Source organism: Streptomyces sp. NPDC001056 (genome assembly GCF_053598955.1).
The window spans coordinates 150,492-172,364 of the sequence record NZ_JBSFLI010000016.1 but is presented as its reverse complement, the minus strand read 5'-3'; the positions used below and the strand labels follow the sequence as shown (position 1 = coordinate 172,364).

Annotated in this window: 23 protein-coding genes; 5 read left to right on the top strand and 18 right to left on the bottom strand. The window is 73.6% G+C overall.

Going from position 1 to position 21,873, the window contains the following annotated elements; all coding sequences use genetic code 11:
* Positions 1 to 26: 26 nt before the first annotated feature.
* The 11 genes from ACWDD7_RS20595 to ACWDD7_RS20545 form a co-directional block, all read right to left on the bottom strand.
* Complete coding sequence (locus ACWDD7_RS20595) at positions 27 to 806, bottom strand: HAD-IIA family hydrolase (RefSeq protein ID WP_351871434.1); 780 nt, start codon at positions 804 to 806, stop codon at positions 27 to 29.
* A gap of 106 nt (positions 807 to 912) precedes the next feature.
* Positions 913 to 1,734: an alkaline phosphatase family protein gene (locus ACWDD7_RS20590; protein ID WP_450458374.1), complete on the bottom strand. Its 822-nt coding sequence runs from the start codon at positions 1,732 to 1,734 to the stop codon at positions 913 to 915.
* A 73-nt stretch (positions 1,735 to 1,807) separates the two neighbouring features.
* The gene (locus tag ACWDD7_RS20585; protein ID WP_351871429.1) at positions 1,808 to 2,863 is read right to left on the bottom strand and encodes a 2-aminoethylphosphonate ABC transporter substrate-binding protein; all 1,056 of its coding nucleotides are present in this window, start codon (positions 2,861 to 2,863) and stop codon (positions 1,808 to 1,810) included.
* A gap of 48 nt (positions 2,864 to 2,911) precedes the next feature.
* Positions 2,912 to 3,709 (bottom strand): ABC transporter permease, encoded by a 798-nt coding sequence (locus ACWDD7_RS20580; protein WP_450458373.1) that lies wholly within the window; start codon positions 3,707 to 3,709, stop codon positions 2,912 to 2,914.
* Positions 3,696 to 4,571, bottom strand: a complete 876-nt coding sequence (locus ACWDD7_RS20575; protein ID WP_351871423.1) for a 2-aminoethylphosphonate ABC transporter permease subunit — start codon at positions 4,569 to 4,571, stop codon at positions 3,696 to 3,698. Before ACWDD7_RS20575 ends, ACWDD7_RS20580 begins: the two co-directional genes overlap by 14 nt.
* A complete protein-coding gene (locus ACWDD7_RS20570) occupies positions 4,564 to 5,610 on the bottom strand; it encodes an ABC transporter ATP-binding protein (protein WP_450458372.1) in 1,047 nt (348 codons plus the stop codon). Before ACWDD7_RS20570 ends, ACWDD7_RS20575 begins: the two co-directional genes overlap by 8 nt.
* Before the next feature lies 1 nt (position 5,611).
* The gene (locus ACWDD7_RS20565; protein WP_450458371.1) at positions 5,612 to 6,316 is read right to left on the bottom strand and encodes a phosphonatase-like hydrolase; all 705 of its coding nucleotides are present in this window, start codon (positions 6,314 to 6,316) and stop codon (positions 5,612 to 5,614) included.
* An 8-nt stretch (positions 6,317 to 6,324) separates the two neighbouring features.
* Complete coding sequence (locus ACWDD7_RS20560; protein ID WP_450458370.1) at positions 6,325 to 7,449, bottom strand: TIGR03364 family FAD-dependent oxidoreductase; 1,125 nt, start codon at positions 7,447 to 7,449, stop codon at positions 6,325 to 6,327.
* Between the two features lie 159 nt (positions 7,450 to 7,608).
* On the bottom strand, positions 7,609 to 8,364 hold the full coding sequence (locus tag ACWDD7_RS20555; protein WP_351871412.1) for a GntR family transcriptional regulator: 756 nt from the start codon (positions 8,362 to 8,364) through the stop codon (positions 7,609 to 7,611).
* A 38-nt stretch (positions 8,365 to 8,402) separates the two neighbouring features.
* Complete coding sequence (locus ACWDD7_RS20550) at positions 8,403 to 9,341, bottom strand: hypothetical protein (RefSeq protein ID WP_450458369.1); 939 nt, start codon at positions 9,339 to 9,341, stop codon at positions 8,403 to 8,405.
* Between the two features lie 913 nt (positions 9,342 to 10,254).
* On the bottom strand, positions 10,255 to 10,593 hold the full coding sequence (locus tag ACWDD7_RS20545; protein WP_450458368.1) for a hypothetical protein: 339 nt from the start codon (positions 10,591 to 10,593) through the stop codon (positions 10,255 to 10,257).
* A gap of 298 nt (positions 10,594 to 10,891) precedes the next feature.
* On the opposite strand from ACWDD7_RS20545, the gene ACWDD7_RS20540 reads away from it, so the two are divergent.
* On the top strand, positions 10,892 to 11,440 hold the full coding sequence (locus ACWDD7_RS20540; protein ID WP_450458367.1) for a DUF1062 domain-containing protein: 549 nt from the start codon (positions 10,892 to 10,894) through the stop codon (positions 11,438 to 11,440).
* A 138-nt stretch (positions 11,441 to 11,578) separates the two neighbouring features.
* On the opposite strand, the gene ACWDD7_RS20535 is transcribed toward ACWDD7_RS20540, so the two are convergent.
* On the bottom strand, positions 11,579 to 12,712 hold the full coding sequence (locus ACWDD7_RS20535; protein WP_450458366.1) for an ROK family transcriptional regulator: 1,134 nt from the start codon (positions 12,710 to 12,712) through the stop codon (positions 11,579 to 11,581).
* A gap of 56 nt (positions 12,713 to 12,768) precedes the next feature.
* On the opposite strand from ACWDD7_RS20535, the gene ACWDD7_RS20530 reads away from it, so the two are divergent.
* The 3 genes from ACWDD7_RS20530 to ACWDD7_RS20520 all read left to right on the top strand — a co-directional run bounded on the left by ACWDD7_RS20530 (position 12,769) and on the right by ACWDD7_RS20520 (position 15,317).
* Entirely contained in the window at positions 12,769 to 13,836 is a 1,068-nt protein-coding gene (locus tag ACWDD7_RS20530; RefSeq protein ID WP_450458365.1) for a Gfo/Idh/MocA family protein, read from the top strand.
* Complete coding sequence (locus ACWDD7_RS20525) at positions 13,833 to 14,318, top strand: heme-degrading domain-containing protein (protein ID WP_450458363.1); 486 nt, start codon at positions 13,833 to 13,835, stop codon at positions 14,316 to 14,318. The genes ACWDD7_RS20530 and ACWDD7_RS20525 overlap by 4 nt, the downstream gene beginning before the upstream one ends.
* A gap of 123 nt (positions 14,319 to 14,441) precedes the next feature.
* Positions 14,442 to 15,317 (top strand): LLM class F420-dependent oxidoreductase, encoded by an 876-nt coding sequence (locus ACWDD7_RS20520; protein ID WP_450458362.1) that lies wholly within the window; start codon positions 14,442 to 14,444, stop codon positions 15,315 to 15,317.
* 109 nt (positions 15,318 to 15,426) lie between these two features.
* Here ACWDD7_RS20520 and ACWDD7_RS20515 read toward each other — a convergent pair whose 3' ends face one another.
* The 4 genes from ACWDD7_RS20515 to ACWDD7_RS20500 form a co-directional block, all read right to left on the bottom strand.
* Positions 15,427 to 16,284, bottom strand: a complete 858-nt coding sequence (locus ACWDD7_RS20515; RefSeq protein ID WP_450458361.1) for a fumarylacetoacetate hydrolase family protein — start codon at positions 16,282 to 16,284, stop codon at positions 15,427 to 15,429.
* A 133-nt stretch (positions 16,285 to 16,417) separates the two neighbouring features.
* On the bottom strand, positions 16,418 to 17,137 hold the full coding sequence (locus ACWDD7_RS20510) for a YidC/Oxa1 family membrane protein insertase (RefSeq protein ID WP_450458360.1): 720 nt from the start codon (positions 17,135 to 17,137) through the stop codon (positions 16,418 to 16,420).
* Positions 17,138 to 17,233: 96 nt separating this feature from the next.
* Positions 17,234 to 17,554, bottom strand: coding sequence for a DUF6412 domain-containing protein (locus ACWDD7_RS20505; RefSeq protein ID WP_450458359.1), 321 nt, complete (start codon positions 17,552 to 17,554; stop codon positions 17,234 to 17,236).
* A gap of 34 nt (positions 17,555 to 17,588) precedes the next feature.
* Positions 17,589 to 18,116 (bottom strand): winged helix-turn-helix transcriptional regulator, encoded by a 528-nt coding sequence (locus ACWDD7_RS20500; protein WP_351871385.1) that lies wholly within the window; start codon positions 18,114 to 18,116, stop codon positions 17,589 to 17,591.
* 180 nt (positions 18,117 to 18,296) lie between these two features.
* Here ACWDD7_RS20500 and ACWDD7_RS20495 point away from each other — a divergent pair, with 180 nt between their 5' ends.
* On the top strand, positions 18,297 to 19,685 hold the full coding sequence (locus ACWDD7_RS20495; protein WP_450458358.1) for an MFS transporter: 1,389 nt from the start codon (positions 18,297 to 18,299) through the stop codon (positions 19,683 to 19,685).
* A 339-nt stretch (positions 19,686 to 20,024) separates the two neighbouring features.
* On the opposite strand, the gene ACWDD7_RS20490 is transcribed toward ACWDD7_RS20495, so the two are convergent.
* Positions 20,025 to 20,759, bottom strand: coding sequence for a TIGR03943 family putative permease subunit (locus tag ACWDD7_RS20490; protein ID WP_450458357.1), 735 nt, complete (start codon positions 20,757 to 20,759; stop codon positions 20,025 to 20,027).
* On the bottom strand, positions 20,756 to 21,796 hold the full coding sequence (locus tag ACWDD7_RS20485) for a permease (RefSeq protein ID WP_450458356.1): 1,041 nt from the start codon (positions 21,794 to 21,796) through the stop codon (positions 20,756 to 20,758). The genes ACWDD7_RS20490 and ACWDD7_RS20485 overlap by 4 nt, the downstream gene beginning before the upstream one ends.
* Positions 21,797 to 21,873: the final 77 nt, after the last annotated feature.

The following is a 21,873-nucleotide window of genomic DNA, read 5'->3' as shown; positions in this document are numbered from 1 at the left end:
CTGCTCCATCCGGGTGAGGCAGGGTTTCAGATCAGATCGACCAGACCCGCGATCGAGTCCACGGTCTCGGAGGGCCGGAAGGGATACCGGTCCACGTCCTCCGGCCGGGTCACCCCGCTGAGCACCAGGAAGGTGCGCATGCCGGCCTCCAGGCCCGCCAGCACATCGGTGTCCATCCGGTCGCCGATCATCGCGGAGGTCTCGGAGTGGGCGCCGATCGCGTTCAGGCCCGCGCGCATCATCAGCGGGTTGGGCTTGCCGACGAAGTACGGCTTGCGGCCGGTCGCGGCGGTGATCAGGGCGGCGACCGAGCCGGTGGCGGGCAGGGCGCCCTCGGTGGAGGGGCCCACGTTGTCGGGGTTGGTGGCGATGAACCGGGCGCCGTCGTTGATCAGCCGGACGGCCTTGGTCATGGCCTCGAAGGAGTAGGTGCGGGTCTCGCCGAGGATCACGAAGTCGGGCTCGTGGTCGGTGAGGACGTAGCCGACGTCGTGCAGCGCGGTGGTCAGGCCGGCCTCGCCGATGACGTAGGCGCTGCCGCCGGGCCGCTGGTCGTTCAGGAACTGGGCGGTGGCGAGGGCCGAGGTCCAGATGTTCGGCACCGGCACCTCCAGGCCCATCCGGCGCAACCGGGCGTGCAGGTCGCGGGCGGTGTAGATGGAGTTGTTGGTGAGGACGAGGAAGGGGCGCCCCGAGTCGCGCAGCTTCTTCAGGAAGTCCTCGGCACCGGGGATCGGCACGCCCTCGTGGATCAGGACGCCGTCCATGTCGGTGAGCCACGATTCGATCGGCCTGCGGTCTGCCATGCTGTGCGTCTCCTGGCATGCGTGGGATCTTCGAGCGGGGGCGCCGGAACCACGGCGTACCGACCACCCCAGCCTAGTCAGCCGTGGCCGATCCGTACCCCGTCGGTCAGCGGGTAGCCGCAGGGGTGTGCAGGGGGCGGCCGTCCAGGCCCCAGGCCGGGTCGAGGGCGATGCCGAGATGGGCGAGGGCGCAGGCGGCGACGTCCGGCATCCGCACGTCGTCGCGGACCGAGCCGGGCGCGAGGCCGCCGCCGACGGCGATCAGGAAGGTCCGGCTCTCCTGGGGGCTGGGGCCGCCGTGGCCGCCGGCGTCGGTGTGGCCGTGGTCGGCGGTGACCATGACCAGCCAGTCCTCGTCCGCGGGGCGCGTCCCGACCGCGGCCACGATCTGTCCGACGTGGGCGTCCGCGCCGCGGATGGCCTCCAGGTACTGCCGCGAGGCGGCGCCGTGTTCGTGGCCCGCGTGGTCGATGCCGTCCAGCTGCACGAACAGGGCGTCCGGTGCCCCGTCCCGCAGCTCGGCGATCACCCGGGACGTCGTACCGGCGTCGTACTCGGCGCGCGGCGTGGCCACCCGCGTGCGGACCTTCACCGAGAAGACGGTCTCGGCGAGCGGGGCCCAGGAGGTGACCGCGCAGGTGTCCAGGCCGGGAGCGGCCGTCGCGACCCGGCTGAGGAAGTCCGGGTACTCGGCGAATCTGCCGCCGCCGAAGGTGTTGTCCCGCACGTGGTGCTTGTCGGGCCACACGCCGGTGAGGATGGTGGCCCATCCGGGCCCGGACAGGGTGGGCGCGTGCGGCTCGATACGGCTCGGCGCGGTGAGCCCGGCGGCCATCAGCGCGGCCAGGTGCGGCGCGCCGGCGTCCTCGATACGGCTGAGGAGCGCGCCGTCCAGGCCTATGACCAGCACCTTCGGTGTACGGGGCACGGAAACCTCCGGGTGGAGAGGGCGGCATGGCACCGCCCCCGGTGCGGACCGGGGGCAGTGCGATGTCAATCAATCAGCTTCCGGTCGCCGACTTCCAGTCCTCGACGTACGACGTCAGGTTCTTGTCGATGTCGCTCCAGTCCGGCTGGAAGAACTGGACGCCGTCCATCAGCTTGGTGAGGGCGACGGCGTTGGCGTCCGTGGCCTTGACGTCCTCGCGGGCGGAGAACCCGCCCCCGATGGAGCTGACCTCGGCCTGCGCCTGCCGCGACAGCATGAAGTCGAGCAGCTTCCTGCCGCTCGCGCTGTGCGGCGCCTTGGTGACCAGGCCCGCCGCGTAGGGCAGGGCGAAGGTGGAGGGCTTGCCGTCCTTGCCCGCCGGGAACCAGATGCCCAGGTTGGGCATGCTCTTGGACTGGGCGTAGTTCATCTGGACGTCGCCGTTGGCGACGAGCAGCTCGCCCTTGTCCACCTTGGGCGCGAGCTTGCCGGTGGAGGCGGACGGGCCGACGTTGTTGGCCTGGAGCTTCTTCAGGTAGGCGAGGGCCTGGTCCTTGCCGCCGAGGTCGTGCATGGTCTGGATCAGCACGGCCGTACCGTCGCCGGCGACGCCCGGGGTGGAGTACTGGAGCTTGTTCCTGTACTTCGCGTCCAGCAGGTCGTCCCAGGTCTTCGGCGCCCGCGTCAGCTCCTTCTTGTCGTAGACGAAGCCGAAGTAGTTGTTGACGACGGAGGTCCATGTGCCGTCGGGCGCCTTGTCGGCCCCGCTGACCGCGGTGGAGCCCTCGGGCTCGTACTTCTGGAGCAGGCCCTTGGCGTCGGCCTGCTGGATGAACGGCGGCAGCGTGACCAGCACGTCGGCCTGCGGGTTGCTCTTCTCGCGGAGGGCGCGCTGCACCATCTCGCCGGAGCCGCCCTCGACGTACTTGACCTTGATACCGGTCTTCTTGGTGAAGTCCGCGAAGACCTTGTCGTACCAGCCGTCGCCGTTCTCGCCCTTGAGGCCGTCCGCGCTGTAGACGGTGACCTCCTTGGCGTCGGAGGCGGCGGAGGAGGAACCACAGGCGGACAGCGCGGGGGCGGCGAGCAGGGTGACGGCTATGGCGAGCGAGAGTCGGGTTCTGGACATGGCGAGAGGAACTCCTGGCGTTCTCGGGGCGATCGGGGGGGGGAGCGGTCAGCGGTACGACGCCCGGGTGCGGACCCGGGAGACGGTGAACAGGACGAGCAGGGTCGCGGCCATCAGCACCACGGCGACGGCGGAGCCGCTGAACAGCGCGCCGCGGTCGGTGGCCGCGTAGATCAGGACGGGCAACGGGGTCCAGTCCGGCGGATAGAGCATCATCGTGGCGCTCAACTCGCCCATGGACAGGGCGAAGCAGAGGCCGGCGGCCGCGGTGAGGGACGGCAGCAGCAGGGGCAGCCGTACCCGCCACAGCACGTAGGAGGGCCGGGCGCCGAGGGAGGCGGCGGCCTGTTCGTAGGCCGGGTCGAGGCGGGTGATCGCCGCCGACACGGACTGGTGGGCGAAGGCGGTGACCAGCACGGTGTGCGCGAGGATCACGATCCACCGGGTGCCGTTGAGCAGCAGCGGCGGCTTGGAGAAGGCCACCAGGACCGACAGGCCCACCACCACCGAGGGCACGGCGACCGGCAGCATGAACAGGGCGTCCAGCACCCGCTTGCCGCGCTTCTTCAGGGCCGCCCCGGCGAGCGCCGCCCAGGTGCCCGCGGTCAGCGCGAGCAGGCTGGCGCCGGCGGCCGTGAGCAGGCTGGTGAGGAGCGCCTGGAGGGCCTCGCCCCGGGTCGCGGAGCGGTAGTTGGCGAGCGTCAGGCCCGAGGGCAGGACGCTGGACCAGTGGGTGGCGAGGGAGGCGCCGAGCACCACGAGCAGCGGCAGCGCGAACAGCGGCAGGAAGAGGACGAGGAACACCGCCCACAGGGCCCACCTGGCCCCTCGGCTATGCACCAGCACGGCGGCTCACCACCCGGTAGAGGCCGTAGAGCCCCACGGAGATGAGGACGTTGACGACGGCGACCACACAGGCTCCCGGGTAGTCGGACTCCAGGATCGCCTTGCCGTAGACCAGCATCGGCAGGGTGGTGACGCCCTTGGCGCCGGTGAAGAGCACGATGCCGAACTCGTTGAGGCAGAGCACCAGGACGAGGCTGCCGCCCGCCGCGAGCGCGGGCAGCGCCTCCGGCAGGATCACCTTCCGCACGATCCGCGGCGCCCGCGCGCCCAGCGAACTGGCCGCCTCCAGCTGGGCGGTGTCCAGCTGCGAGAACGCGGCGAGCAGCGGGCGCATCACGAACGGCGTGAAGTAGGTGATCTCCGCGAGCAGCACGCCCCAGGGCGTGTTCAGGAACTGGAACGGCCCCTGCGCGGCGCCCGTGAGGCCGGTCCACGCCCCGTTGGCCATGCCGACACTGCCGTAGATGAACAGCAGGGCCAGCGTGATCAGGAAGGACGGGAAGGACAGGAACACGTCCACGAACCGCGCCACCGCCCTGGCCCCGGGGAACGGCACGAACGCGATCACCAGCGCGAGCAGGAACCCGAGGACCAGACACCCGGCGGTGGAGGCCGGAGCCAGCCACACGGTGGTCCACAGCGCCCGCCGGAACGCCTCCGACGCGAACACGTCGGCGTACGGCCGGACCGAGGTCCCGCCGCCGTCCGGCTGGAAGGACTGCTGGACGACCAGGGCGAGGGGGTAGAGGAAGAAGAGGGCGAGGAGGGCGACGGGGGGCAGGGCCCACACCACGGCGCCGAAGGACCGCGGGCGGCGCGCCTCTCCCCGCACGGCCGGCGCCGTCCGGACGGCCTCAGCCATGACTCACCCCCGCGGGCAGCAGCACCGCGTCGTCGGGCGCGAAGTGCAGCGTGACCTCGTCGCCCCGCCGCGGCGGGTCCTTCGACTCCCTTACGTCCGCCACGACATCGTGCTCACCGACCTCGACGTAGAGCCGGTGCGTGGCCCCCCGCCACTGGATCTCCCGGACGACACCGGTGAGTTGGTTGGGGCCCTCGCCGAGCCCGACCAGATGCGGCCGGACGCACAGCGTGGCCCGCGCCCCCGCGACCGCCTCCGCCGTGTCGACCTTCACCTCGGTACCGGCGAACTCGACGCCCTCGGAACCCACCGTCACCGGCAGCAGGTTCGCGCCGCCGACGAAGGACGCCGTGAACTCGTCGGCCGGCGCCCGGTACAGCTCCCGCGGGGTTCCGCAGGCCCGCAACCGCGCCTTGTCCATCACCGCGATCCGGTCCGCGAGGGTCAGCGCCTCGACCTGGTCGTGGGTGACGTACAGCATGGAGACGTCGGGCAGGTCCCGGTGCAGCCGGGCGAGTTCGGCGAGCATCCCGGAGCGCAGCCGGGCGTCGAGCGCGGACAGCGGCTCGTCGAGGAGCAGTACGCCGGGCCGGATGGCGAGGGCGCGGGCGATGGCGACGCGCTGCTGCTGTCCGCCGGACAGCTCGCGCGGATGGCGGCGGGCGTAGGCGGCCATGCCCGTCATCTCCAGTGCCTCGGCGACCCGCCTGCGTATCTCGCTCCTGGCCGTCCCGCGCGCCCTGAGGCCGAAGGCCACGTTCTCGTCGACCCGCATGTGCGGGAAGAGCGCGTACTGCTGGACGACCATCCCGATGCCCCGCCGGTACGGCGGCAGGTCCGTCACGTCCCGGCCGCCGAGGAGCACCCGCCCGGACGCGGGCCGGACGAATCCGGCGACCGCCCGCAGCGCGGTGGTCTTGCCGGAGCCGGAGGGCCCGAGGAGCGCCATGACCTCGCCCGGCTCGACGGTCAGGTCGAGGGCGTCGAGGACGACATTGCCGTCATAGGCGACCGTGACGGAATCGAAGCGGATGCTCATCTCACCGGGCTCCCGCGAGCAGGGCGGGCAGACCGGCCACCGAGTCCAGGACGTGGGTGGCACCGGCGGCGCGGAACTCCTCGTCGCCGTGGGCCCCGGTACGCACCCCGACGACGAGGCCGGCCCCGGCGCGCACCCCGCTGAGCACGTCGTACGAGGTGTCCCCGACCACGGCGACCTGGCGTACGTCCTCCGCGGCCTTGGTGCGCAGGAACGCCTCCAGGACCATGTCCGGGAAGGGCCGCCCGCGCCCGCCGGCGTCGGCCGGGCACAGGGTGAGCGGGACCAGGTCCCGCCAGCCGAGGGCGGCGAGGATGGCGTCCTGGGTGGTCCGGGCGAAGCCGGTGGTCAGCACGACGGTACGGCCGCTCGCGAGCAGTTCCCCGACGGCCTCGCGGGCGCCGGGGACGGGGGCGATCAGGCCGCCGTCGACCAGTTCGCCGTACGCCTTCTCGAAGGCGGCGTTGCCGCGCCGGGCCCGCTCCTCGTCCCCGAACAGGTGCCGGAAGACGGAGATCTTGGACTCGCCCATGGTGGCCCGGACGTGGGCGAGGTGCTCGGCGTGCTCGGCCGTGCCCTCCCGGACGCCGAGTTCGGCGGCGGCCACGGCGAAGGCGCGCTCCACGAGCCCGCCGTCGGCGACGGTCGTGCCGGCCATGTCGAGGACGACGAGCCGGATGTCGGTGGTGGTCTCTGCGTGGGTCATCGGGGTGCTCACCAGCCCAGTTCGTTCGCGGTGGTCTCGGCTATCGCGGGGGAGCAGGTCATGCCCCGGCCACCGGGACCGGTGACCAGCCATACCCCGTCAGCGACCTGCTGGCGGTGTACGACGCGGGTCGCGTCGGTGCACTGCGCGTACACGCCCGCCCAGCGGCGCCGGATGCGCGGCAGCGGCCGGCCCAGCAGGCCCTCCACGACACCGGTGAGGTGTTCGTAGGGCTCCTCGACGGTGTCGAAGGCGAAGGGGTGCTCGTACTCGTGCGTGTCGCCGATGGTCAGGCCGCCGTCGGCGCGCTGGACCATGAGCAGCTGCATCCGGTGCGCGGCCGCGGTCCGCGGCTGCGGCTGGCCCGCGTCGAGCGCGTCCAGCGCCGGGGAGGCGTAGGCCGGGTAGTAGCGGAAGCTGTCGCCGTCGGCGACCGAGGTCGGCAGCGCCTCGCCCAGCGGTTCGGTCTGCATCATCTGCAACCGGACCCGGCGCACGGGCAGGTCGGGGCCGGCCAGCTCGCGGACCAGCCCGCCGAGCCAGGCGCCGGTGGCCAGCACGACGGTGTCGGCGTGGTGCACGTCGCCGTGGTCGTCCCGGACGGTTCCGGCGCCGACCACCTCGCGGACCTCACGGCCCGGCAGGAAGGTGTAGCCGGGGGACTTGCGCAGTTCCTCGCGCAGGGCGAGCTGCGCGGTGCGCGGCTCGACCGCGGCGTCCCGCTCGCAGTGCAGGGCGGCGATGAACTCGCCGCGCAGGGCGGGGTTGACCGCGCGGGCCTCGCCCGGGGTCAGCAGCTTGTAGCCGCGGGCCGCGGCGTCCGCGCGGGCCACGGCGGTCTCGGCGACGGCCAGCTCCAGGTCCGTGCGCACCGGGGTCAGGGAGCCGTTGGCGCGAAAGCCCAGTCCGGCCACCCGGCGGCCGATGCCCTCCCACAGTTCCCGCGCCCGCAGCGCGGTCTCCAGCTCTTCTCCCCCGGCCCGGCCACTGACCCAGATCTGGCCGAAGTTGCGCAGCGAGGCGCCGCGCGCCTCGGCCTCCCGCTCGATCTGTACGACCTCGTGGCCACGTTCGATTGCTTGCCAGGCGTGCATGGTGCCGACCACGCCGCCTCCGACGACTGTCACTCTCACGACGCCCACGCTCCTCGGAGGCCGGTAACCGGAAACGTCCGCCGGTCGACGGGGGTGTGAACTACCCATCACGTTTGGACTAGACCCGTTATCTTAACGTGACCTACGAGGGGTGGGCGTCTCCGGATCTTCGCGGCGAAAAGGACGCCCTGGAGTGCCTCAGCCCTGGAGGTGGGCGGTGAAGGAGAACCGGTCCCCCCGGTACAGCGACCGCACCCGCTCCAGCGGCCGGCCGTCGGTGTCCCGGGACACCCGGTGGATCAGCAGCATCGGCAGGGCGGGCGGGGTGCCGATGAGCAGGGCCTCGCGGGGGGTGGCGAGCACGGTCTCCAGGCGCTCGTCGGCGTCGCCGAAGCCGATGCCCTGGGCGGCGAGATAGCCGTAGAAGGAGGAGTCGGCGTCGAAGTCCGAGTCCAGCCGGGGCACTCGCTCGACGGCGACGTACGTGCTCTCCAGGCCGACCCGCTCCTCGTCCGCGAGCAGCACGCGCTCCAGGTGCCAGACGGGCTCGCCCTTCGTCAGCCCGGTCTCGGCGGCCAGCGGCTGCGGACAGGGGAAGCGGTCGAGGGTGACGAGGGTACGACCGGGGGTACGGCCCTGGCGGCGCACGCCCTCGGTGTAGCTCGCGAGGGACAGCGGCTGGGCCAGCTTCGGCCCGGCCACCACGGTCCCGCGCCCGCGCCTGCGCAGCCGCCCCTCCAGGACCAGCTCCCGCACCGCCTGGCGCACGGTCTCGCGGGCGACGTCGTACCGCTCGGCGAGATCCCGCTCGGTCGGGATGACGCTGTCCTCCCCCAGCTGCTCCAGCAGCGCGGCGATCCTCGCCTTCACCGCGTAGTACTTCGGGATCCTGCCGTGCTCGGGGATGCCGGACCGGACGGGGGCGCCTGGGGCCTGCTCATACGGGTAGTCCACGCAGGGATCGTCGCAGACGGGGGTGGGGCCACCTCAAGTCAGCGACGCCTGCGGGCCGGCAGGAACGCGGCGCCCGCCACGCAGAGCAGGACTCCGGCGGCGGCGAGGAGGCCGTGGGTGAGGGCGGGGCCGGTGCGGGCGAGTTCGCGGGCGCGTTCGCCGGCTTCCCGGGCGTCCTGGGCGATGGGGAGGGAGGGGTCGGGGGCGGCGGTGGCCGGGGGGCCGGAGGGGGAGGTCACGGTGGGGGTGGTGGCCTGCGGTGGCCGCGGTGCCGTACTGGTGCCCGCGCCCGTACCCGTACCCGGCAGGTCCTGTGCGACCGGGGTCCGGTCCGCGTCCGGGTCCTGCTCCGCGGACTGCTCGGGAGCCGGGGACACCTCCGTGCCGACCCCAAACCGGTAGGCGTTGGACTCCCCGACCCAGTCGCCGTCCCGGCCGCGGCGCTGTACGGCGGCGGCGTGGGCGGTGACCTGGTCGGGGACGGCGGCGTCGTGGGTGAGCGCTAGGCGGACCCGCACGCTGACGGTCTTGCCGGGCGGCACACCGAAACCACCGAATCCGGGTGCGTCCAACACGCCTACCAGCTCCTTCTCGTCGGTGCTCTCGAACGTCACCGGGCGGACCCGGGTGCCGTCGTGGAAGTCCAGCCGGGCCTGTTCCGCCCTCAGGACCTGCCGGTCGTCGACGAGGACGACGACCGGGTGGATGCCGACGCAGGAGCGGCTGGTGGTGTTGGTGAGGTCGATGTACCAGGTGCTGTGGTCGCCGCCGGGCCGGTACTCGGTGGGGCCGCCGCGGATCCGGGTGGCGAGGGGGAAGGTGTGCTCGCCGGGGGAGCCGCAGGAGGGGGCGGGGGTGGTGCCGGTGGCGGCCACGGGGAGGGCGAGGGCCGGGAGGGGGACGAGGGCGGCGGCCGCGGCGAGGCCGAGGGAGCGGAGGGCGATGCGGCCGGGGGACAGGGACGTACACAGTCGCATGGACACATGACCATGCCGGGCCGGGGGCGCGGGTGCGCGATGCCACTCCGGGGCGGCCCGGGACGCCCCTCGATCGGCGGATCAGTCGGGGACCGGCCGCCGGACCGGTGGACGGGACGACGGGCGGGGCGGCGGGGCGGGGCGGGGCGGGGCGGCGGGCAGAGGTGACCAGCCGGGAAGCGGTCGGCCGGGAAGCGGTGGGGGGGGAGCGATCAGTCGGGAACCGGTCGGCGAACCGCGGACGGGGTGGCGAAGGCGGCGGACGGGGTGACGGAGGCGGCGGACGCGGAGGCGAGCAGGCGGGGGACGATCGGCCGGGAGGGCCAGATGGGAGGCGGCCAGTCGGGAGGCGGTCAGTGGGGCCAGGGAGGGGCCAGCCGAAAGGCCATCGACCGCGAGGACCAACCGGGAGAGGGGACCGGGAGAGGGCCGACCGGGAGACGGCCCGCCAGGAGCCGACCGGTCAAGGGGCAGCCAGGAGGGGGCCAGCCGGGAGACGGTCAGCCGGGGCCAGGAAGGGTCCCGCCGAAAGGCCATCGACCGCGAGGACCAATCGGAAGAGAGCCGACCGGGAGAGGGTCAACCGGGAGGCGGTCGGCCAGCAGGCGACCGGCCAGGAGGCGACCGGCCAGGAGGCAGCCAGGAGGGCCCAGCCGGGAGGCGATCAGGCGGGAGACGGTCCGTCAGCAGGCGATCAGCCAGGGGGTGGCCGGTCAGGAGGAGGTGGCCGCGCAGACGCGCTCGGCCTCCGTGGCCGTCGAGTTGCGCACGCTTTCGGCCCGTTGCCTCGCCTGCCGTTGGGCGGCGCCGGGGTGGCCGCCGTCGGCGATGCCGCGCAGCAGGTCCGCGGCGGAGGACGCGAGGAGCGCGACGGCACCGGCCGCGAACGGGCGCAGGCAACCGTGGCCGCGGTTCAGGAGGACAGCGTGACCACGCGTCCGCGGTCCCGGACATCCACGCAGGCCTGGTACGGGTTGGGGTCCCCCTGCCGCTCCCGGCACTTCCACCGGGAACCGGCCGCGTGCACGTCGGCCCCGGCCGAGCCGTGCCAGACCTTCGTGTAGGCGGCCGCGACCCGCATGGCCACGCCGCAGGCCACCCGCTTGCCCGCGAGCACGCCGAGCCCGGAAGCGGGATCGACTCCGCAGTACCTGACCCTCGCGCCCCCCGCCGCGACGGCCGGTCCGCCGCCCGGAACACAGAGCAGGCCGATCCCGACCGCCCCGACGACCACTCTCGCCTTCAGCGACATCACTCCGCACCTCCTCTCCCACGAGCAACTCCACCAGCATGAGTACCCGCATACGGGTTCGGCGTTCGCGACGCGTCGGGGTCGGCCATGAGGGCGGACGGGGTCGGCCATGAGGCGGCGAAAACCGGTGGCCCGGCGCCGCCGGGCGCCGCTACCGTGCCGCCGGACCGAGTCGCCCAGGCAAGGACGTGCCGTTGTACACCGTGTGAGACCTCCCAAGCGCTGATCTGTCGCGCGTCGCACCTGTGCGCCGCGCTGCTTCCTGCTGCGGTCTTCTCACTGGAAACGGTGTATTTCTGTGCTCGCAAACTGGGTGGTCATACCCACCTGCCTGCCACTCGTCGTGCGTCGCTGCCACACGTGCGCGTCCGAGCGGTTCCGGGCGAACGGCAAGTTCCGCGTCAACGCCCACCACAAGCTCCTCGACGCCTGGCTCCTCGCGCTGTGTACCGGGTGCGGGGAGACCACGAAGGTGACGATCCTGGAGCGGGCGAACGTGCGCTCCGTACGGCCCGCGTTCCTGGACCGGATGCACGACAACGATCCCGCGCTGGCGGCCGAGCTGCTCCAGGACGCGGTCGTGCGGCGCCGTAACCGCGTCGCCCTCGACTGGGACGGCGCCTGGCGGCTCGACACCGGGGGATCGGATCACCTCGACCGCGAGGTGATCGACATCTCGGTCCGCTTCGCGGCGCGCGTCCCGGTCCGACCGGCACGGCTCGTCGCCGACGGTTGCGGTCTGTCACGGGCCGAGGTCGAGCGCCTGATCACGGAGGGGAGACTCGTCTCGGCGGTGCGCCTGACCGGCAGGATCTCGGGCGACTTCACCTTCACACTCAAGCGCTGAGGACCGCTCGGGCGCAGGGCGCGGGCCTGTCCGGCGGGGTCTTGGCCGGACAGGCCGTACGTCGCGGCCACGTGCCGCGTACGGCTTGTCGCGCGGTTCCCCGCGCCCTTCGGGGCCCACCGCGGGCAGGCGTACCGCTCACCCCTCCCCCCTCCCGAACACCCCCGCCCCCAGCACCATCTCCGCCGCACCCTCGGAGACGACCCGCTCCCCCTGCCGCACCACCCCCACCGCGACCCCCTCCCGCAGCCCCTCCCGCCGCGCCCGCGCGTCCAGCACGCCCGACACCCCCCGCACGAACGGCAGGGGATCCCCCAGTACCGTCCGCCCCCCGAGCAGCACCCGGTCGATGTCCAGCAGCCCCACCAGGTTCCCTGCCCCCACCCCCAGCACCCGCGCCGCCGTCTCCACCTCGCCCCGCGCCACGGCGGACAGGCACAGCACCTCCAGGCACCCCCGGTCCCCGCACTCGCAGAGGGGACCGTCCAGCTGCACGACCTGATGCCCGAACTCCCCCGCCCCGGTCCGCGCCCCCCGGTGCACCCGCCCGCCGATCACCAGCCCGGCGCCGAGCCCCGTACCGAGATGCAGATACGCGAAGGACCCGCCCTCACCTCCCGCCGCGAGCCCCACCGCCGCCGCGTTCGTGTCCTTGTCCACGACCACCGGCACCCCCAACCGCTCCCGCAGCGCGTCCCGCAGCGGAAACCCGTCCCACCCCGGAAAACCGGTCATCCGGTGCAGCACTCCCCGCGCGTGATCGAGCGGCCCCGGCAGCGCCACCCCCACCCCCAGCAGCGACCCGGCCTCCGCGAGCTCCCCGAAGGGCCCCAGGCACGACCGGACGGTCTCCCGCACCGCCGCCACGACCGCCCCGAGCACGGCCTCCGCCCCCGCCCCGAGGTCCAGCTCCTCCCGCCGCTCCCCCACCACGGCCCCGTCCAGTCGTACGAGCACCACCCGCAGCGCGTCCCGGTCCATCTGCACCCCGACCGCGTGCCCCGCCTCCGGCACCAGCCGCAGCACCGTCCGCGGCTTGCCCCCGGTGGACGCCCGCCGTCCCGCCTCCGCCGCGAGCCCCGCCTCCCGCAGCCGACCGGTGATCTTGCTGACGGCCTGCGGGGTCAGTCCCGTCCGCTCGGCCAGTTCCAGCCGGCTGATCCCGTCCGCCCCGGCCCCGCGCAGCAGGGACAGCACCAGCGCGCTGTTGTGCGAGCGCACCACGCCCAGGTTCGCTCCGGCCCGCCCACTGTTCACCCTGTCCTCGCTCACACGCCCATTCTCCCCGCCGCTTGCACTTTGGCAACAGCGTTGCCAAAGTGGGGGGCATGAGCACCTCCCTCCGCGTCGGCCTGATCGGCTACGGCCTCGCCGGCTCCGTCTTCCACGCCCCCCTGATCGCCGCCACCGAGGGCCTCGCCCTCGACACGGTCGTCACCTCGAACCCCGAGCGGCAGCGGCAGGCCCGCGACGATTTCCCGGACGTGACGCTCGCCCGGACCGCCGAGGAACTCCTTGCCCGCGCGGGCGAGTTGGACCTGGTCGTCCTCGCCTCCCCGAACAGGACGCACGTCCCGCTCGCCACCGCGGCCCTCGAAGCGGGCCTCCCCGTGGTCGTGGACAAGCCGGTCGCCGGCACCGCCGCCGAGGCCCGCGCCCTCGCCGCCCTCGCCGAGGAGCGCGGCCTGCTCCTGTCGGTCTTCCAGAACCGCCGCTGGGACAACGACTTCCTGACCCTGCGCGCCCTCCTCAAGGACGGCGCGCTCGGTGACGTACGCCGTTTCGAGTCCCGCTTCGAGCGCTGGCGCCCGAAGCCCAAGGGCGGCTGGCGCGAGTCCGGCGACCCTGCCGAGATCGGCGGTCTGCTCTACGACCTCGGCAGCCACGTCGTCGACCAGGCCCTGGTCCTGTTCGGCCCGGCCGCCACGGTGTACGCCGAGACGGACGTGCGCCGCCCGGGTGCCGAGACCGACGACGACACCTTCATCGCGCTCACCCACACCAGCGGCGTCCGCTCCCACCTCCACGTCTCCGCGACGAGCCCCCAACTCGGCCCGCGCTTTAGCGTGTCGGGCTCCGAGGCGGGCTATGTGAAGTACGGCCTCGACCCCCAGGAGGCCGCCCTGCGCGAGGGCCTGCGCCCCGGGCCCAAGTGGGGCGCCGAGCCCGAGTCGCTGTACGGCCGCATCGGCGCCGGAGAGTCCCCGCTGACCGGCGGCGGCACCCCGGTGAAGACCCTGCCCGGCGACTACCCCGCCTACTACGCCGCCGTCGCCGCCGCCCTCGTCGGCGCAGGACCCAATCCGGTGACCGCCCTGGAGGCGGCCGCCGCCCTCGACGTACTGGAGGCGGCCCGCAGGTCCGCCCAGGAGAAGGTGACGGTGACCCTCCGATGACGGACCAGCGACTCGCCCCCTCCATCGAGGAGTTGGAGGCCCAGGAGGACCGCCTGGTCCTGCGCCGGTTCACGTACGACGACGCCTGGGCCCTCGGCTCCCTGCTGGTCGAGCTGGCCCGCGAGCGCCGGGCTCCGGTCGCCATCGACATCCACCGCGGCGGCCAGCAGCTCTTCCACGCGGCGCTGCCCGGCTCCACCCCGGACAACGACGCCTGGATCTCCCGCAAGCGCCGGGTCGTCGAGCGCTACGGCGCCTCCTCCTACCTGGTCGGCTCCCGTTTCCGCGCCAAGGGCACCACCTTCGAGGACTCCTCCCGCCTCGACCCGGACGAGTACGCGGCCCACGGCGGCTCGTTCCCGATCCGGGTGGCCGACGCGGGCGTCATCGGCGCGGTGACCGTCTCGGGCCTGCCCCAGATCGAGGACCACCGGCTGGTGGTCGCGGCGCTGGAGGAGTTCCTCGGCCGTTCGACCGACTGACGGAACCCGGGGATCAACCGACTGAGGGAACCCGGGGAATCAGCGGGACCGCCCTCCGGTTGGCAGTGGGCACAGACGTGATGATCGCAGCAGCACCGCCCCACCACCCGGAGGATCGCACGCATGAGTGAGACCACAGGACCGCTGAAGGAGCGCCTCGGCCGGCACGGCGTCTGGGACGTCGGGCTGCGCGCGGAGGACCCCGCCCGCCGCGGCGAGCAGGAGGACGCCGCCGCCGAGCTGGAGGAACTCGACTTCGGCGCCATCTGGCTCGGCGGCAACAGCACCGCCGAGAACGCCGCCCCGCTCATCGGGATCACCCGCCACATCACCGTCGGCACCAGCATCCAGAGCGTGTGGCAGCGGGACGCCGCCACGACCGCGGCCGACTTCGCCCGGCTGGAGTCCTCGCACCCCGGCCGTTTCCTGCTGGGCCTCGGTGTGAGTCACGGCCCCCGGGTGGAGGGCTACCACCGGCCGTACTCCGCGATGGTCGACTACCTCGACGAGCTGGACAAGGCGGGCGTCCCGGCCGGCCGCCGCGTCCTCGCCGCGCTCGGCCCCAAGATGCTGACCCTGGCCGGCCACCGCGCGGCCGGCGCCATCCCCTACCTCGTCACCCCCGAGCACACCGCCGAGGCCCGCGAGATCCTCGGCCAAGGGCCGCTGCTCGCCCCGGAGTTCAAGGTCGTCCTGGAGTCGGACCCGACCCGCGCCCGCGACATCGCCCGCGCCTACCTGGCCCGCTACCTCGAACTCCCCAACTACACCAACAACTTCCTCCGTCTCGGCTTCGGCGAGGACGACGTCGCCGGCGGCGGCAGCGACCGCCTCATCGACGCGGTCTTCGCCTGGGGCACCGACGACCGGATCAGCTCGCGCATCCGCGCCTTCCACCAGGCGGGCGCCGACCACGTGGCCCTCCAGGTGGTGACGGAGAACCCCGGCGCCGCCCTTCCGAGGGAGCAATGGCGGAGGCTGGCCCTGCTGTTGAGGTGACCGGTCCCGCCCCGGGGCGCGGGACCGGACCGCGGCTCCGCCGCGTGGGCGCGCGGACCACCCGCGCCCGACGACGAAGTCGCAGCTCCCCGCGCTCCCGGCGGAGCGGCTACGCGTCCTTGAACTCCTGCCGCTGCCGCCCGAGTCCCTCGACCTCCAGCTCCACCACGTCCCCGGCCCGCAGATACGGTTTCGGCTCGGGCCGCCCCAGCGCCACCCCCGCCGGCGTGCCCGTGTTGATCACGTCGCCGGGGTAGAGCGTCATGAACTGGCTGACGTACCGCACCACTTCACCCACGGGAAAGATCTGCTCCGCGGTCGTGCCGTCCTGCTTCAGCTCCCCGTTGACCCACAGCCTCAACGACAGCCGCTGCGGGTCCGGCACCTCGTCGGCCGTCACCAGCCACGGCCCGAGCGGGTTGAACGTCTCGCAGTTCTTCCCCTTGTCCCACGTCCCGCCGCGCTCGATCTGGAACTCCCGTTCGGAGACGTCGTGCGCGACCGCGTACCCGGCGACGTGCGCGAGCCCCTCCTCGGCCGACTCCAGGTACCGCGCCGGGCGCCCGATGACGACGGCCAGCTCCACCTCCCAGTCGGTCTTGGCGGAGCCGCGCGGCACGAGCACGGTGTCGTTCGGCCCGACCACCGTGTCCGGCGCCTTGAAGAAGACGACCGGCTCGCCGGGCGGCTCGGCGCCGGTCTCCGCCGCGTGGTCGTGGTAGTTGAGCCCGATGCACACGATCTTCCCGATGCGCCCGAGCGGCGGCCCGATCCGCAGCCCCGCCGCGTCCAGCGCGGGCAGTTCACCGGCCGCGGCCGCGTCCCGCACCCGGCCGAGCGCGGCCGCGTCGGCGAGCAACGCACCGTCGATGTCGTCCACGAGTGTGGACAGATCGCGCAGGGTCCCGTCGGCGTCGAGCAGCGCGGGCCGCTCCGCCCCGGCCGTCCCCACTCGCAGCAGCTTCATGGTCACCATCTCCCTCGGTCGCGGGCGCCCGGCCGACGTGTGCGGCCGTCGGAGGACCGGATGATCCTCCGGTTCCCCCGTCCACCCGGCAAGACCCTGTTCACGTACTGGACCGTCACTCCGGCTCCCCCGGCTACGGCTGCCGGTACAGCGCGGCCCGTTCCACCGCGCTCCACGTCGTGCTGGTGACGACGTACAACGCGGCGGCGAGCGGTACGACGGCCACGGTGACCAGCGTGAGGAAGGACAGGAACGGCATCACCTTGCCGACCGCGCCGAGCCCCGGCACCTGCTCCTCGCCACCGGCGGCGGCCATGACCGGGTTCTGCGCCATCTGCTTCTTCGTACGCGTGTAAGTGAAGAAGGCGACGCCCGCGACGAGCGCGAAGAGCCCCAGGTAGACCACCCCGGCCCCGCCGAACACCCCTCCGCCGGCGAGCGCGTCGGCCCATCGTCCGCCGAGCGGCGCCGCGAACAGCCGGTGGGCGAGCAGCGCGTTGCCCGAGGTGCCGGAGAACAGGTGGTAGAGCAGGAAGAAGGCGGGGAGCTGGAGCAGGCTCGGCAGGATGCCGGACAGGGGCGAGACCTTCTCCTCGGTATGCAGTTCGAGGACCGCCCGCCGCAGCCGCTCGGGGTCCTTGGCATGCCGCTCGCGCAGCTCGGCGATTCTCGGCTGGAGGGCGGCCCGCGCCCGCTGACCCCGGGCGGCGGCCCGGGAGAGGGGGTGGACGAGGAGTCGTACGAGCGCGGTGAACAGGACGATCGCGGCGGCGGTCGCGGCGCCGTGGCAGACCGGTGCGAGCAGGTCGGCGAGCCGCTCGACCAGGTGTGCGAACACGGAGAAGACGGACATGGGTGAGCCCTCCGGGGGTCTCGTCGTGCCGGGTGAGGTGATGTCGGCAGGACGACCCGCGCGGGGTCACGGAGTACACGGAGTACGGGGAGTGCCCTACGCGGTGGTCGCCGGGAGGGTCCGTCCGGGCGCCCGGGGCCTGCGGCGGCCGGGCGCGTCGGGATCGCGCTGGGGCAGGAAGGCCGTACGCCGGGCTCGGTCGCGTATCGCCGTGCGGATACGGGTGCGCGGCACGGCCGGTACGCAGCGGGCCGCGATCAGGGTGCACAGGGCGAGCGCGGAACCCGCGGCGGCGGTCGCGGCGAGCGCGACGGCGGTGGTGAGGCCGCCGGTGTCGAGGAGCGCGAGGGGAAGCAGCAGGAACAGGGGAGCCAGCAGGAACCCGACGGCACGGCTCCGACCGCGGCTCATCGTCATCCCCCCTTCCCCGACCGGCGTCCGTGTCCGCCGATTATGCCTGTTCGGTCTCCAGCGGTTCCAGCAGCCGCTTCGGCCTGAGCAGGGCGCGGCTGACCGGGTCCGCCGGGTCCGGATCGAGCCCGGGGCCCGGTTCCATGACAACGTCGGAGACCGGCACCGCGGTTCCGCACAGGGCGCATTCGCCGTACGGCCCGATCTCGGTGCCGCACGCGGCATGCCGGAAGTAGCGCAGCCGGCCGTCGACGAAGTGGTCGCGGCCCCAGGCCCCGAGGGCGCGCAGGGTGGGCCACAGCGCGATGCCGCGCTCGGTGAGCACGTACTCGTCCCGGGGCGGCGACTCCTGGTACCGGCGCTTCTCCAGGATGCCCTCCGCGGTCAGCGTCTGGAGGCGGGCGGCCAGGACGGCGCGCGGGATGCCGAGGTGGACGAGGAAGTCGTTGTAGCGCCGTACGCCGTAGAGCGCGTCCCGCACGACGAGCAGCGTCCAGCGCTCGCCGACGATTTCGAGCGCGCGGGCGATCGAGCACTCCTGTGTCGCGTAGTCCTTGCCCAGTGCCATGCCTCCACTGTAGCCACTTTCCGACGATAGGTTCAGTGAACGAACCGACCGTGTTACGGTGGCCGGGACAACTAGGTTCAATGACCGAACTGAGGACTTGCCATGACCGGGCTCGATTCCGCCGCAGTGGGCGAGGCGCACGGGGTGCATGGGATGCATGAGGTGCATGGGGTACATGGGGTGCACGGGACTCGCACGGCGCATACGGCGCGCACGGCGGAGGCGCCGCACGCCGGGCCCGACACCCCCGCCCGCCCCCGCGCCACCCTCGCCCTCGTCAGCGCCGCGACCGCCGTGACCCTGATGAACTACACCGCCCCGATGGTCACGCTCCCCCAGACGGCGGCCGCCCTGCACACCCCGCTCTCCGGCCAGGCCTGGCTCCTGAACGGCACCCCGCTGGGCCTCGCCGCCCTGCTCCTGGTGGCCGGCAGCCTCGCGGACGACTACGGCCGCCGCCGGATCTTCCTCGCCGGCACCCTGGCCCTGGGCCTGACCACCGCGCTCGGCGCGCTGACCACGTCGACCTGGCAGTTCACCCTGGCCCGCATCGCCCAGGGCGCCGCCAGCGCCGCCCTGCTGGCCAGCGCCCTCGGTCTGATCGTGCATGCCTTCCCGAGCCCGCGCGGCCGGCTGCACGCGACCGGCGTGTGGGGCGCGTTCGTCAGCGGCGGCATCGCGGCGGGCCCCCTGGTGGCGTCCGCGCTCCCGAACTGGCGCGTCGGCTACGGCGTCCTCGGCGCGGCCGCCCTCCTCCTGGCCGCGCTCGGCAGCCGCACCCTCGCCGAGTCCCGCGCACCGCGCGGCGGCCGCCCCGACATACCCGGCGCGCTGACCTTCGGACTGGCCCTGGTCGCCCTGGTCGCCGCGCTGACCCTGGGCCGGGACGGCTGGCTGCGCGCGCCGGTGGGCCTGCTGCTGGCGGCGGCCGTGGCGCTGATCGCCCTCTTCGTGGCCGTCGAACGGCGCTCCGGCACCCCGATGATCGACCTGGGCCTGCTGCGCCGCCCCGGCTTCCTGGCCTCCTCGGCGGGCGGCCTGTTCACGGGCCTCGCGGTGATCGCCGTCTTCAGCTACCTGCCCGCGGTCGTCCAGCAGACCATGCACCTCTCCCCGCCGGCCACGGCCGGCCTGCTCCTGCTCTGGTCCGGCCTGAGCTTCGCCGTCGCTCTCCAGGTCAAGCGCCTGCCCATCGCCCCGCGCGTCCAACTCGCCCTGGGCTTCGCCCTGCACACCGCCGCCGTCCTGACCATGCTCGGCGCCATCGGCTCCGGCTCCTGGACCCGTCTCCTCCCCGGCCTGATCATCGGCGGCGTGGGCAGCGGCCTCCTCAACGGCGCCCTCCCCCTCCTCGCCGTCGACTCCGTCCCCCGCGAACGCGCCGCCATGGGCTCCGGCGCCCAGCAGACCCTGCGCTACATCGGCTCCAGCGTCGGCGTCGCCCTCACCATCGCCCTCGCCACCTCCGGCGGCCACCTCGCCCACGGCACGAACCTGGCCCTCCTGGTCTCGGCGGGCCTGGCGCTGACGGGCGCGGTCGGGGTGCTGGTGCTGCGGGAACGCAAGTAGTGCCTGGGGGGAAGAGGGACGGCCCCTACCGGGACCGCGTCGAGACCAGCTTCCCCCACACCACCATCCGGTACCGCGAGGTGAACTCGGGCGTGCAGGTGGTGAAGGGCGGTCGGTCCACCACAGCCGGCGCACGACCAGCAGCAGGAACAGCGCCCCGACGGTGACGAGCAGTTCGCCCCCGCCCCTCAGGGCCCGCCGCCTCCGGGCACGCCGGCGCAGGTCCCCGTGCCCGACGACCCGCACTCCCGCCGCGGTCCGCCTCCGCACACCACCTCCACCGGCAGCCGCCCGCATGGTAGGCCGGGCAGCCTCAACTCACCAGAGTCTGTGCCGGGTTCACCGGGTGCGGGTGGTGGGCAGCGGCAGGGCGTCCTGGTAGCCGTTGACGGGCCGGGGGACCCTGTGGACCGTACGGGCGTCGAGGGCGACCGCCGCGGAACCGGTGCCCAGCGTGCCGCCGGGGTGCCAGGTCCCGGTGACCGTGACCCAGGTGTCGGCGGGCGGCACGGGTCCGCCGTAGACCCGCACCTTCACCGACTGGGCGTCCGCCGCACAGCAGTTGATGATGATCCGCGTCAGGTCCCAGCCGCCCTTGCCGTGCGGCGTGACGATGCCGGTCATCAGGATCGTGCGCCCCTTGACGGCCCGCGCGCGGTCCTGCCGGACCCGGCTGGTGAAGTCGGACAGGGTCATGGGCAACGGCGAGATGGCGGGCAACGGCCCGAACTCGCCCTGGTGGGAGACGGGTTCGGGTGGCTGCCGGGAGGCGGTGTACGCGCCGAGGGCGGGCGGGGCGTAGCAGAGCAGGCTCACCGCGGGCAGCAGCAACAGCCAGGCCACGCGCGGCACCCGGGAGTGATCGTGCCCATGGCCGTCGTACTCCTGCTCGTGCCGCTTCCGGTCGAGGACCGCGCCGACGATCCCGAGCAGCACCAGCACGCACCCGGAGGCGATGAGCAGGGGCCGCATGCTCTCCTTGACGTAGCGGAGGCACAGGTCGCCGGCGAGGGAGATGCGCAGCAGGCCGAGCCCGCACAGGACGAGCAGGCCCGACTGGAGCGTCCGCTTCACAGGAGGGCACCTCCGATCAGCGCGCTGCACGCGACGGCGACGACGAGGGTGGCGGCGGAGAACCGTACGGCGAAGGCCCGCCCGAAGGTCCCCGCCTGGAGCGCGATCAGCTTCAGGTCGACCATCGGCCCCACCACCATGAACGCCAGCCGCGCCACCGGCGGGAAGCCGGTCAGCGAGGCGGCGAGGAAGGCGTCCGCCTCGGAGCAGACGGCGAGCAGCACGGCGAGGGCGGCCAGGAAGAGCACGGACAGCCAGGGCGTCCCGGTGAAGGCGGCGAGCACGGAGCGCGGCACGGCGACGTTGAAGGTGGCGGCCGCCATCGCCCCGAGCACGAGGAACCCGCCGGCGTGCAGGAAGTCGTGCTGGAACCCGGTCCGGAACTCGTCCAGGCGGCTGTGCCCGCTCTGGTGCCCGGCGTGCCGTACGGCGGGCCGCAGCCACTCCTTCCTGCCGAACCGCAGCCACAGCCACCCCATGACGAGGGCCGTGGCGAGCGAGGCGAGCAGCCGGGCCAGCACCATGGCCGGGTCGCCGGGGAAGGCGATCGCCGTGGCGGTGAGGACGACGGGGTTGATGGCCGGCGCGGACAGCAGGAAGGCGAACGCGGCGGCCGGGGTGACCCCCCGGCCGATCAGGCTGTTGGCCACCGGCACGGACGCGCACTCGCACCCGGGCAGCACGACCCCGGCCACCCCCGCCACCGGCACGGCGAGCACGGGCCGCCGGGGCAGCATGCGCCGGAACACCCGCTCGGGCACGAACGCGTTGATCGCCCCGGACAGCGCCGTGCCGAGCAGCAGGAACGGCAGCGCCTGCACGGTGACCGCGAGAGCGACCGTCCGCCACGCCTGCACGGCCGGGGCGTCCCCCCACCGGCCGACGAGAAAGAGAAGGGTGCCCGGCACGACGGCGGCACCGACGAGCAGCAGCGGCCAGTACCGGGGCAGCGCACGCGCGCCACCGGCCTCCTCCTCCGCCCGGGCCGCTCGAAGCCCCTCCTGATCGGCGTGGACCAGCTCCCCCGTCACCCGCATCCCGACCCCATGTCCAGGTGTCCACACGGACGGATGTCCGCGTGAATGTCTCTGTCCGCACAGAAGATAGCGAGTGG

Excerpts from the sequence above, each read along its gene's own strand:
- ACWDD7_RS20500 (WP_351871385.1), bottom strand. The coding sequence starts at position 18,116 with ATGGCACTGGGCAAGGACTACGCGACACAGGAGTGCTCGATCGCCCGC.
- ACWDD7_RS20565 (WP_450458371.1), bottom strand. The coding sequence starts at position 6,316 with ATGACCCACGCAGAGACCACCACCGACATCCGGCTCGTCGTCCTCGAC.
- ACWDD7_RS20525 (WP_450458363.1), top strand. The coding sequence starts at position 13,833 with ATGACGGACCAGCGACTCGCCCCCTCCATCGAGGAGTTGGAGGCCCAG.
- ACWDD7_RS20485 (WP_450458356.1), bottom strand. The coding sequence starts at position 21,796 with ATGCGGGTGACGGGGGAGCTGGTCCACGCCGATCAGGAGGGGCTTCGA.
- ACWDD7_RS20595 (WP_351871434.1), bottom strand. The coding sequence starts at position 806 with ATGGCAGACCGCAGGCCGATCGAATCGTGGCTCACCGACATGGACGGC.
- ACWDD7_RS20515 (WP_450458361.1), bottom strand. The coding sequence starts at position 16,284 with ATGAAGCTGCTGCGAGTGGGGACGGCCGGGGCGGAGCGGCCCGCGCTG.
- ACWDD7_RS20505 (WP_450458359.1), bottom strand. The coding sequence starts at position 17,554 with ATGACGATGAGCCGCGGTCGGAGCCGTGCCGTCGGGTTCCTGCTGGCT.
- ACWDD7_RS20550 (WP_450458369.1), bottom strand. The coding sequence starts at position 9,341 with ATGCGACTGTGTACGTCCCTGTCCCCCGGCCGCATCGCCCTCCGCTCC.
- ACWDD7_RS20585 (WP_351871429.1), bottom strand. The coding sequence starts at position 2,863 with ATGTCCAGAACCCGACTCTCGCTCGCCATAGCCGTCACCCTGCTCGCC.
- ACWDD7_RS20520 (WP_450458362.1), top strand. The coding sequence starts at position 14,442 with ATGAGTGAGACCACAGGACCGCTGAAGGAGCGCCTCGGCCGGCACGGC.
- ACWDD7_RS20575 (WP_351871423.1), bottom strand. The coding sequence starts at position 4,571 with ATGGCTGAGGCCGTCCGGACGGCGCCGGCCGTGCGGGGAGAGGCGCGC.
- ACWDD7_RS20510 (WP_450458360.1), bottom strand. The coding sequence starts at position 17,137 with ATGTCCGTCTTCTCCGTGTTCGCACACCTGGTCGAGCGGCTCGCCGAC.
- ACWDD7_RS20545 (WP_450458368.1), bottom strand. The coding sequence starts at position 10,593 with ATGTCGCTGAAGGCGAGAGTGGTCGTCGGGGCGGTCGGGATCGGCCTG.
- ACWDD7_RS20570 (WP_450458372.1), bottom strand. The coding sequence starts at position 5,610 with ATGAGCATCCGCTTCGATTCCGTCACGGTCGCCTATGACGGCAATGTC.
- ACWDD7_RS20530 (WP_450458365.1), top strand. The coding sequence starts at position 12,769 with ATGAGCACCTCCCTCCGCGTCGGCCTGATCGGCTACGGCCTCGCCGGC.